The organism is Moritella sp. F3 (assembly GCF_015082335.1).
Taxonomy (GTDB): Bacteria; Pseudomonadota; Gammaproteobacteria; order Enterobacterales; family Moritellaceae; genus Moritella.
Window position 1 is genome coordinate 1 of the sequence record NZ_BLRL01000028.1, and the last position, 10,941, is coordinate 10,941.

10 protein-coding genes are annotated in these 10,941 nt (G+C 38.6%); 5 read left to right on the plus strand and 5 right to left on the minus strand.

What is annotated here, in order from left to right; genetic code table 11:
* Positions 1 to 309: 309 nt before the first annotated feature.
* Positions 310 to 1,947, minus strand: a complete 1,638-nt coding sequence (gene pgi / locus JFU56_RS22320; protein WP_198439419.1) for a glucose-6-phosphate isomerase — start codon at positions 1,945 to 1,947, stop codon at positions 310 to 312.
* A 297-nt stretch (positions 1,948 to 2,244) separates the two neighbouring features.
* Here pgi and JFU56_RS22325 point away from each other — a divergent pair, with 297 nt between their 5' ends.
* The 5 genes from JFU56_RS22325 to leuA all read left to right on the plus strand — a co-directional run bounded on the left by JFU56_RS22325 (position 2,245) and on the right by leuA (position 9,024).
* Positions 2,245 to 4,644, plus strand: a complete 2,400-nt coding sequence (locus tag JFU56_RS22325) for a heavy metal translocating P-type ATPase (protein ID WP_198439420.1) — start codon at positions 2,245 to 2,247, stop codon at positions 4,642 to 4,644.
* A 67-nt stretch (positions 4,645 to 4,711) separates the two neighbouring features.
* A complete protein-coding gene (cueR, locus tag JFU56_RS22330; RefSeq protein WP_242066054.1) occupies positions 4,712 to 5,107 on the plus strand; it encodes a Cu(I)-responsive transcriptional regulator in 396 nt (131 codons plus the stop codon).
* Between the two features lie 76 nt (positions 5,108 to 5,183).
* Entirely contained in the window at positions 5,184 to 5,828 is a 645-nt protein-coding gene (locus JFU56_RS22335) for a UPF0149 family protein (protein WP_198439421.1), read from the plus strand.
* A gap of 193 nt (positions 5,829 to 6,021) precedes the next feature.
* Positions 6,022 to 7,044 (plus strand): GTP-binding protein, encoded by a 1,023-nt coding sequence (locus tag JFU56_RS22340; protein ID WP_198439422.1) that lies wholly within the window; start codon positions 6,022 to 6,024, stop codon positions 7,042 to 7,044.
* Positions 7,045 to 7,362: 318 nt separating this feature from the next.
* A complete protein-coding gene (leuA, locus tag JFU56_RS22345; protein WP_198439423.1) occupies positions 7,363 to 9,024 on the plus strand; it encodes a 2-isopropylmalate synthase in 1,662 nt (553 codons plus the stop codon).
* Between the two features lie 40 nt (positions 9,025 to 9,064).
* Here leuA and JFU56_RS22350 read toward each other — a convergent pair whose 3' ends face one another.
* From JFU56_RS22350 to JFU56_RS22915, 4 genes are all read right to left on the minus strand, one after another.
* Positions 9,065 to 9,442, minus strand: a complete 378-nt coding sequence (locus tag JFU56_RS22350) for a hypothetical protein (RefSeq protein WP_198439424.1) — start codon at positions 9,440 to 9,442, stop codon at positions 9,065 to 9,067.
* Between the two features lie 123 nt (positions 9,443 to 9,565).
* Positions 9,566 to 10,054 (minus strand): hypothetical protein, encoded by a 489-nt coding sequence (locus tag JFU56_RS22355; RefSeq protein WP_198439425.1) that lies wholly within the window; start codon positions 10,052 to 10,054, stop codon positions 9,566 to 9,568.
* Between the two features lie 61 nt (positions 10,055 to 10,115).
* A complete protein-coding gene (locus JFU56_RS22360) occupies positions 10,116 to 10,514 on the minus strand; it encodes a hypothetical protein (protein WP_198439426.1) in 399 nt (132 codons plus the stop codon).
* Between the two features lie 83 nt (positions 10,515 to 10,597).
* Positions 10,598 to 10,941, minus strand: a 344-nt coding sequence (locus tag JFU56_RS22915; RefSeq protein ID WP_206759254.1) for a hypothetical protein, incomplete at its 5' end; no start/stop codon positions are given.

Below are 10,941 nucleotides of genomic sequence, written 5' to 3' on the forward strand. Positions count from 1 at the left end.
GTAGTGAAACGTAATAACGCCGATGGTAGTGTGGGGTTTCCCCATGTGAGAGTAGGGCATCGCCAAGCGCCAAATTAGAGAGAGCCGATATCAGTGATGATATCGGCTTTTTTGTGTCCAAAATTTACGGCAATAAGACAGTGCGCCAGGCCTTTATGTTAACGAATGCAGAAAATGGGCTGGCATCAGAAGCCGTAAGCCGAGATAAAGCCTAGGCCAGATAATAAAAAACCAGCCGTAGGCTGGTTTTTGGGTTTCTAGACTCGGCTTAAATAAACGTTATTATTTATCTAAGACTCTTGGCTTTGTTTAACGCCAAGCCTTGAAAGTATTAATTAAACCATTCGTTGAGCTGTCATGGCTATCAACGGATTGCTCATTATTTAATTCAGGTAAAATTTGATTTGCTAGCTGCTTCCCGAGTTCTACACCCCACTGATCAAAGCTAAAGATATTCCAGATAATGCCTTGCGTGAAGATTTTATGTTCATACATAGCTAACAATGAGCCCAGTGTCTTTGGAGTCAATTGCTTGAATAAAATAGAGTTCGTTGGGTTGTTACCTGTAAACGTTTTAAACTCAGCTAATGCGGCAATATCAGCTTCTGACATGCCAGAACTAGTTAGTTCATCAATGACCGTTTGTTTTGATTTACCAAACGCTAGTGCTTCTGTTTGGGCGAAGAAGTTAGACATTAATTTCGCGTGATGGTCGGAAATTTTATTATGTGATTGAGCAGGTGCGATAAAATCACAAGGAATAAGTTTCGTACCTTGGTGAATAAGTTGATAGAAAGCATGCTGGCCATTCGTACCTGGTTCACCCCAAATAATAGGGCCGGTTTGATAATCAATGGCGTTTCCATCACGGTCTACACTCTTGCCATTTGACTCCATATTACCTTGCTGAAAGTAAGCAGCAAAACGATGCATATATTGATCGTAAGGTAAAATAGCTTCGCTCTCAGCGCCAAAGAAGTTGTTATACCAAACACCGATTAGTGCCAAGATCACCGGAATATTATCCTCTAGTGGTGTTTCAACAAAGTGCTTATCCATATCGTGTGCACCGCTAAGCAGTTCTTCAAAATTATCGAAGCCAATACTTAATGCGATAGACAAACCAATTGCTGACCAAAGCGAATAACGGCCACCAACCCAGTCCCAAAATTCAAACATGTTCTTAGTATCAATACCGAATGCTTGAACTGATGCGGCGTTCGTTGATAGCGCTGCAAAGTGTGATGCAACATACTCCTCATTCTCAGCACTTGCTAAGAACCATGATCTTGCACTGTGTGCATTGGTCATTGTTTCTTGTGTTGTGAATGTTTTTGATGCAATGAGAAAAAGCGTTGTTTCTGGGTTTAAATCTTTCAGTGTTTCGGCGATGTGCGTGCCGTCAACATTAGAAACAAAATGCATGTTTAAATGGTTTTTATAAGGTCGTAATGCTTCGGTCACCATGTAAGGGCCTAAGTCTGAACCACCGATACCGATGTTTACAATATCTGTTATCGCTTTACCGGTATAGCCTTTCCAGTTACCGCTAATAATGTCATGACAAAATGCTTTCATCTGCGCTAATACGGCATTAACTGCAGGCATTACATCTTTACCATCAACCAAAACTGGCGTATTACTACGATTTCTAAGTGCTGTATGCAGTACCGCTCTTTTTTCAGTTTGGTTGATCTGCTCACCTGAAACCATCGCTTTAATTGCTGTTGGCAAATTAACTTCATGAGCAAGCGCAGTTAGTTTTTTTAATGTGCATTGCGTAATAATATTTTTAGAAAAATCACATAAAATATCATTATTAAATTGCTTAGAGAACTGCTCAAATCTGTTGTTATCATTTGCAAATAAATTGCTGATATTAGTTTTTTGCATCTCTGAGTAATGTGCTGTTAAATCTTGCCAAGCATTCGTTTTTGTTGGATTCATGATTTTATTTTTCACTTTTAACTAAATGGAATGTGGTAATTAATCTACATATTGAGCTGGTAAAGCAATTTAAACGTGTCTTAATCTGATGTAGCTTAACTATGTAAGTAATTTTATTACATAGAGGCTATTATTCATAAAAAAAATATCGTTAATGTTAGGCTTATCGCGTTTTTACTGCATGTTACACCTTGTTACAAAATATTTAGGGCAAAATCGCATTACATTAGCCTTGACCTTACACTTAGGGTAAAGGTTATATTTTATGCATATTATCATTAATAAGGTTTTTTCGTTATGTCTAAAACACTTTCAATTGGTATCGAAGGCATGTCATGTGCTGGTTGTGCATCAAAATTAGAATCTGCTTTAAATGCCGAGAACGGTATTGAGGCTCGAGTTAATTTTTCCCTAAATACAGCTCAAGTAAATATAGCTGATATTACCTCAAGCCATGCAGTAAAAGCTGTTTTAGATGATAAAAATTACATTTACGATACTGAAGAGTTGTCGCTTTCTATTAGTGGCTGGTCTTGTGCTAACTGTGCAGCGAAAACAGTATCTAAATTATTATTGAATAAAGATATATTAGCTGTGGATGCCAATTTTGCGAGCGAGAACATTACCTTAACGTATTTTTCGGGTGGTCTTATCCCTGCTGACGTGATTAATTTGATTATCAACTTGGGTTATCAAGCCAAGGTTAACCAAGGTAGTGTGATATCACAAACAGAAAACCTGTTGGCTAGGGCTGTTGAATCAAAAAGAAAAAATAAGCAGCAGTTATTATATGTGATCATTTCTGCATTATTAACCTTACCCTTACTGACGGGTATGCTGACGATGTTTATTGATAATATTCACTTTATGCTGCCAGTCTGGTTACAACTTGCTTTAGCAACACCCGTTCAATTTGTTATCGGTCGACGATATTATTTAGGGGCTTATAAGTCTTTAAAAAATGGTTCGGCTAATATGGATGTACTTGTCGCTACTGGTACCAGTGCTGCTTATTTTTATAGTTTGTATCTATTGCTAACCCTTGGAGAAAGGGCACAAGGGTTAGTGTATTTTGAAGCCAGTGCTGTTGTGATCACCCTCATATCATTAGGTAAATATTTGGAAGAAAATGCCAAACAAAGCACATCTTCTGCCATAAATGAATTAATGATGTTAAGACCTGAAGTGGCGACGGTTAAGCGTGGTGGAGAATGGTCAACATTGCCAGTTGAAGAAGTTGTTATCGGAGATGAAGTTCGCATTCTCGCAGGCGATAAAGTACCGGTAGATGGTATTATTATTGATGGTACTAGTGAATTAGATGAATCTATGATCACGGGCGAAAGTTTACCCGTGCTTAAAAATGTCGGTGGAACACTGATTGGTGGATCTATCAATGGCACGGGTATTTTATTGCTACGGGTTAACGCTGTTGGTAAGGACTCGAGTTTAAATAAAATAATTTCACTTGTTGAAACGGCACAAATGGCTAAAGCACCTTTTCAGCAATTGGTTGATAAAATTAGTAATATTTTTGTCCCAGTTGTCTTGGCGATTGCCACGCTAACATTTTTGACTTGGTATGTAGGATTTGATGATTTTGAAAGTGGCCTTATTGCCGCTGTTGCGGTATTAGTTATTGCTTGTCCTTGCGCATTAGGTCTTGCGACTCCTGCGGCATTAGTTACCGGGACTGGGACTGCAGCACGACAAGGTATTTTAATTAAAGACATTGATACGCTGCAGAAAACACACAAAATTACTGATGTGATGCTAGATAAAACCGGTACTTTGACACAAGGTAAGCCTGAGGTTATCGCTGTACATCATTTTAATTATGATTTCGATACTCTAATTCGTCGCGCTGCTGGCGTTCAAGAACTTAGTGAGCACCCTTTAGCAAAATCGATTATACGTTACGCTAAAGGTAAGCAACTGACACTCATGACTGCCTCACAAGTGGAAACTATTATTGGTTATGGCATTAAGGGTTATGTTGCTGAAGAAAAGATTCTTATCGGTAATAGGGAGTTGATGCTGGCTGAGAATATTAATACCCAGGATGGTGACTATTTACTCGCTAAATCAGCTGAGCATGTTGGTTCACATATGTGGGTCGCGATAGCTGGTGATCTGGCTGGGCTGTTTATTATTGCTGATACTTTACGTGCAGAAAGTCCTGCTGCAATTAGCTTATTACAGCAAGTTCATATAAACACAACGATACTCAGTGGTGATAATGACGTTTCGGTAGCAACTATCGCGAAAGCATTAGAGATCGATCACTACTATGCACATGTTAAACCTGAGCAGAAATCGGCTTATATTCAAGATCGACAGAAGCTCGGAAAATTTGTTGCTATGGTTGGTGATGGTATTAATGATGCGCCCGCATTAGCACAGGCTGATATTAGTATTGCGATGGGGTCTGGATCGGATGTCGCGATGGAAACGGCTAATATCACCTTATTGAGAAATGATCCTCGTTTAGTGTCAGCGGCAATGGATATTTCAAAGCTCACGTGGCGTAAGATCCAACAAAATTTATTTTGGGCATTTATTTTTAATATCATTGGATTGCCTTTAGCCGCTACAGGTTATTTAAGCCCTGAGCTTGCTGGCGCTGCTATGGCCTTTAGTAGTATTGCAGTATTATCTAATTCACTTTTGATTAAGCGTTGGAAACCTAGTTTTTAGCATTATGAGTGTTTGTCGGTCTCGAGAATATCTGCTTAAATCCTTAAAATAATAAGTAACAGGTTAAATGATGAAAAACATTAGCACAGTCGCGAAGGAAGTCGGTTTATCGACAAAAACGATCCGTTATTACGAAAGTATATCTTTAACGTCTCACCCGGTACGAGGTGATAATGGTTACCGATATTATAATCAGCATATTATTGATGAGTTGAATTTTGTTAAACGAGCGCGTGATGCTGGATTTAACCTTGAAGAGTGTAAAGAACTCATTCACCTCTATAAAAGTGAAGAGCGCACCGCTGCTCAGGTTAAAGCGCTGACATTAGAAAAAATTGCGGTTATCGAATCTCGCATTGCTATATTACAAGGAATGCACAGCACGCTATCATCATTAGCCTCTTCTTGTACGGGCGATAATTCTTCACAGTGCGCTATTTTAGATCAGCTTTCTGTTGAATAAATATCACTGTTGCTGACTTTAAAGTAAACTAGGCACAAATAACACGACAAAATATTTGCGAAATAAAAGGTTTTATATGACTGAATCAGCGTTATCACGTGAAGACGAAATATTATTATCAGATTGGTTATCTGGAGATGAAACACCGAAAGAAACTTTATCACTTGTTGCGATGAAAGGTTTTTTCTTTGGTTTAGTGGCTGCACCTGCACCAGTTGAAACTGAAGACTGGATGGATATGATCTTTGGTGGTGCTGCACCTGGCAATATTTCTGACGATAAACTATTCGCTATTATCTCTGTTTATAATGAGATCAGCGAGCAAGTTTATGACTCTGGTGCTCTATTACCTGCTGAATGTATTGAAACGGCCAATTTCGCTGATAACTTTAAATCTGGTGAAGCGTTAAATGATTGGTCAATTGGTTTTGCGATTGGCGCAGCTTTTTATTATGAAAGCTTACTTAACTCATTAGAAGATAACAGCGAGATTAGCCAAGCGTTGCAAATGGCATACTTGTGCTTAAGTTATTTTTCTTGTGCTGGCACAGCGCAACAAATTGCAGACCTGCAACAAACTGAATGGGAAGCCTTTACTCAGACGGTACTAGATATGATGCCAGACTTTGTTGTTGCGTATGCTCAAGTGATTGAACAAGCTGCATTAGCAAGCGGTAATTATGATGATGACGACTGGAACGATGATGAACTGATTGATTAATCAATTTTTCATTTCCTCACCGTGGAGGAATTTATTTCCCACGGTGATATTGCTTTGTATTCCTTATGTTCGCCTCTCGCCTTATCTTCTCCAATAAGAACTTTCAGATACCCCACTGTATTATAAAAATGGCTTATCTATTATGATGTTTGAATATTGATTTGAAACCTCGTGATCATGCATAGGAAGCTTAATGTCAAAACAAGCAAAAAAAATACCAACCAACATTATTACTGGTTTTCTTGGTGTGGGTAAAACCACGGCGATTCAGCAATTACTTAAACAGAAGCCTGCAGATGAAACCTGGGGGATCTTAGTCAATGAATTTGGTCAAATTGGCATTGATGGCACTTTATTGTCTACTTTTACTGATACGTTAACAGATCAAGCAAAACGTATTATAGTCAAAGAAGTACCCGGTGGCTGTCTGTGCTGTGTGGCAGGGTTACCCATGAAAATGGGACTAAATATGTTAATCAGTAAAGCTAAGCCAGATCGTATTTTGATTGAACCCACTGGTCTTGGGCATTTACAGCAAGTGATTAAAGACTTATCCGGTGAGTTTTATTGTGACGTATTAGCGCTAAATGCAACAATATGCTTAGTCGACCCCACCCATCTTAATGATGCAAAATACGTTGAAAATAACCACTTTCAAGATCAAATTAGTCTAGCTGATGTACTTGTCGCGAATAAAACTGAGCAATTAAATAGTGACGATGAAGCAAGTTTTATGGATTTTAGTCAGCAATTATTACCCGCTAAGCAATCAGTATTATGGACTCATCACGGTGATTTTTCTATTGATACACTGTTATTACCACTTGATGTGCAACGCCGTTCTCAACATTTATCAGCCCATTTGAAACATAGTCATGCTCACCACCATCAAGCTGAGCAGGTTGAATTAATTGTTGATCCACGTTTTGAACGGAATCATGGTAATGGCCAGGGGTTATTTAGTTATGGCTGGGTCTTTAATCAGCACCAGACATTTGATCTAATGGAGCTTGCTACGTTACTAGAGCCATTAGAAGTCGTACGCTTAAAAGCAGTGATCAAGACTGAACAAGGTTGTTTTGCGATAAACAGTGTTAATGGGGAATGTGATTTCGTGCCGGTTAGTGAATTAGAACTGAGTAAAATCGAAATCATCAGCATGCAAGAATTACCTTGGCAACAGTTAGAAGATGCATTATGTGATTCTCTACGCTAAAATATATTTTGGATTTAATGAGTTATATATTGCTTAATTTGACTTTATTTTAGTTATATATTGCTGATTATTTGGGAATAAGTAGCAACAAAACAACCATTGACCACCAGTTTATACGTATACTTTAAGTATAAATTTAGGTAATTAAATACTTGGTGTTGATGATGGATTATAAACAAATTAAATCTTTATTACGTATGCGACTTGGATACAGTAGCTAAGCCTTGAATGTGGTGCTTAGTTGCTGCTATTACCACGCGCGATAACCGCTAATTCATCATTGATGATGTGACTGCAAATACGTAAAAGGATCTTAATATGACAACATTTAATCACAATAAATACCAAGCTTTCCCTCCTCTAGATATGCCTAATCGTCAATGGCCAAATAACAGTATCTGCGAAGCGCCACAGTGGTGTAGTGTCGATTTACGCGATGGTAACCAAGCGCTTGTAGAGCCGATGACGGTTGCCCAAAAACGCCGTTATTACCAATTACTATTAGCGATGGGCTTTAAACAAATTGAAGTGGGCTTTCCTGCAGCATCGAAAATGGATTTTGATTTTGTTCGCTGGCTAATTGAAGAAAATAAGATCCCGGATGATGTCACCATTCAAGTGTTAACCCAAGCGCGTGAGAGTCTTATTGAACAGACATTTACGGCGTTAAAAGGTGTTAAACAAGCCATTATTCATGTTTATAATTCAACGTCGACTGTACAAAGAGAGCTTGTTTTTCAAAAAGATCGCCAAGGTATTATTGATATTGCCGTGCAAGGTGCAGCTTGGGTGAAGCAGCACGCAGAAGCAAATCCTGGCCCGCAATGGCAGTTTGAATATTCTCCAGAGAGTTTCTCTGGTACTGAGTTGGACTTTGCCGTTGATATTTGTGATGCGGTGAATGCAGTCTGGCAGCCAACGGCTGCCACCCCCGTGATCATTAATTTACCTGCCACGGTTGAGATGTCGACGCCAAATGTGTTTGCTGACCAAGTGGAATGGTTTTGTGGGAACGTGAAAAATAGAGAAGCAATCACGGTCAGTGTACATACTCATAATGATCGAGGCTGTGCTGTGGCGGCGGCTGAATTAGCGGTCATGGCTGGCGCTGATCGTGTTGAAGGTACTTTATTGGGTAATGGTGAACGTACCGGTAATATGGATATTATCACCATGGCGATGAACCTTTATAGCCAAGGTGTCGATCCTCAACTGCAGCTTGGCGATATTGATAATATTATTACGACTATTTCAGAGTGTACTAAGTTACCTGTCCATCCACGCCATCCTTATGTTGGCGAGCTAGTGTATACCGCTTTTTCTGGCAGCCATCAGGATGCGATTAAAAAATGCTTAGACCGTCGTGTTCCTGATAGTACTTGGAATGTCGCTTATTTACCTATCGACCCTACCGATTTAAACCGTACATTGAAGCATGTGATCCGAGTTAACAGCCAATCGGGTAAAGGTGGTATTGCTTATTTACTTGAGCAAGAATATGGCGTGCAGTTACCGCGTTGGTTACAAGTTGAGTTTTCTAGTGTGGTTCAGCGACAATCTGAAGCGACAGGTTGTGAGCTATTAGTTCCACAAATATGGCAACTGTTTAAATCGACTTATGCACATACTGAGCAGCCATATCAATTAGCAGATTATAATGTTAATCACGGTGATATTGATAAAATACAAGCGCGGTTAGCTGATGGTGTTGACCATGTTAGTGTTGCTGGAGAAGGACATGGTGCGCTAACGGCATTTATTAGCTCCTTGAAACAGCATTTTAATCTTGAATTTGAAGTGATTAACTTTAGCGAACATGCATTAAGTAAAGGCACAGATGCGGATGCGATTGCTTATCTACAAATCAAGACTGTAACTGAATCGGTTATTGGTGTTGCGATCCATAATGATATTTTAACTGCTTCACTAACTGCGTTATTAAACGCTGTGAACCAACTTGAGTCGGTTCACAGCGTTTAGCTGTAGCGTAATGACTGGGGCACTGTCTGCCCCGTTAATGTTAACTCGTTTTACAAATATCAACAGCCCAAGGTCCGAGCGTTTTACCGCCTTGGCCTTGATAAATAAACTTCACACCGATTTTATCCTCATGCGCTAATCGATAAATTTTGCTGTTCTTATCTGAGCACAAGGTATTGTTAGTTTGTTTATCTATGTGTTCCTGTTGCCAGACTAAGTTTGTTGCCGGCAGTTGGTAGGTGACGGTTAAAATTGAGTTATAGCGATCAAATTTTAAATGCTGATAATTATCTGCGATCTCTTGATAACGCACGATCGTCATATTATCTAATTTAGTCGCTTGGTATTGGTAGTTTTGCGTAGACTGGCATCCATATAACCCACTACTTAGTATAATAAATGCAAATAACTTTTTCATAAAACACCACTTCCTTGTGTCATTTTGATTGTCTTGTTGAATTTCGATGTTAACACTTCATTAACATTGGTGGCTATCGTTTTCAGGCGTTGCAACTCATTGTTTACTCATCGCATATGACAATTATTTTTTAAGTTTAAGAATAAAAGTAATTGCTTTGCCTAATTGCTGGTAGCGTTGCAAATCTGTTTTGTCGTATTTAGTCGATAGATAAGTAATGTTATTTCTATTTTTTAAGTAGCGTGAAACTTGTAAGCGATTAAAGTTACCTATCTTATATAGCATGTCGAGTAACGTACTGGCATTTTCATCATCAAAACCGAGTTTTATGGGGTAGTCAGCTTCTTTATAATCAACTTGCTGCAATACGATTTTTTTGATCAACTGTTTTTCTTCTAGGTATTCTAACCATTGCTCTATGTATAGTGGTTTACAACCTGCAAGTAAGTTGAAGAAACCACCACTATCACTTTTACATTGAGTCAGTAACAAGCAAGCAAAGCTATCATCATTGGCGTTAAAGGTAACTTCGCCGGATTCTGTCCATAATAACGATGCAACTTGAATAGTTGCTTGTTCTTTATTAAAACCTTCGCATTTGAAAATAAACATAATTGCTTTAAATAATGAAAAAATTAATTATACGCAATTTTACCCATAAAAGAATATTAGCTTAATGATGTTCTGTTAGTTTATGCGCCTGATCTAAGCATACTTGGAATAGGTGCTGTGCTGCGGAACTGGCTTGATCTATTGTGATTAACTCATCGCATAGTACTGGTAACAGTGGTGATACTGGACATTGACGTAACGTAGTTGGTAATGATGCGGTGACACGAGCTGAGAATGTAAGTACATCAATCTGACTGGCTGTTATTGATTCGATTGAATATAAGCAATCATGTGGCAGCCATATTGATTGTGACTGATTTAATTTGAACAGTGTTTTACCTAAGCGAATATTGAGTTCACCACTACGTAGTAACAACAATTGTGCTTTATGTTGTCGTTGGCGTTTTGTTTTTTCTGATGCGTGTAAGCTAAAATGGTTATATTCAATCGGTAAAGACATGCTAATTTCACTATGAGCTAAAAATGTAGTCACTAAAATAATAGATATAGTAGGGGATAGCTATTACGCACACCGTGGAGATGTTATTTATCGACCTGTTTAGTTGCTGAAATGTCCGCTTTGGTGGTTCTGTGAACAGCTTTACTAGATGATTTGTTTTTCATTAATAAATACTTGCCATACTTCGGTCGATCTCTATAATGCGACCTCACTGACACGGCAACAGCCGCTAAGTTAAGGTGTTTAAAGCGACTTAGGTTACTTTTTAAGCTTCCGGAATAAAGCATAAATATGTGCTTGACTTCAAAATTGGTTTGCGTAGAATACGCAGCCTGACTACGACGCAAGAAGTCAAGGTCAACGCTCTTTAACAATTTATTCAAGCAATCTGTGTGAGCACTTGCAGAGATATAATGACCAAATATTA